The organism is Vibrio sp. 10N.222.55.C6 (assembly GCF_041473395.1).
Lineage (GTDB): Bacteria > Pseudomonadota > Gammaproteobacteria > Enterobacterales > Vibrionaceae > Vibrio > Vibrio crassostreae_C.
The window spans coordinates 1-539 of sequence record NZ_JBFRSD010000699.1; the positions used below are offsets into that span (position 1 = coordinate 1).

Below are 539 nucleotides of genomic sequence, written 5' to 3' on the forward strand. Positions count from 1 at the left end.
GAAGCCAAGCTGATTGAAAAAGAAGGCGAGTACTTCGTTGAACTTGGCGATGTTCATATCCCACTGCCAGATCGCTTTAAGTCTTTGGCCTCTAAAAACCTAGCGCTTCACTTTGGTGTTCGTCCAACAGATATCCACCTACGTGCTGAGCAAGTTGACCACGACCGTGTGCTGCCATTCCCTGTGAAAATCAAAGACAAGGAACTGCTGGGTGCGAGCATTCTTCTGAAAACAGAAATCGGCGGCCAACCGCTGATGGTTGAGACCCAAGCTGCTGAAGTGGATGTGAAAGAACTGACACTTTACTTAGATTTGGATGCTTTCCACCTGTTTGACGCACTGAGCGAGAACTCGCTAGCGAGCTAGTCAATTACGAGCTAGCCGGTCTACTTAAGTCAGCCAACGAGCTGATACCAACCTACTTACGACAAATTGTTTTGGCTCCTCCTGATTTGGGAGGGGCTAGGGATAGTGATGATGAAATTCGGATATTTTGACGATAAAAACAAAGAATACGTAGCAACCACGCCGTGCACACC

The 539-nt window shown here is 47.5% G+C and carries 1 pseudogene; it reads left to right on the top strand.

The features are described from left to right. Positions 1-366 (top strand): annotated as a pseudogene (locus tag AB4486_RS25715) (sn-glycerol-3-phosphate ABC transporter ATP-binding protein UgpC); the annotation flags it as partial. Positions 367-539 lie beyond the last annotated feature (173 nt).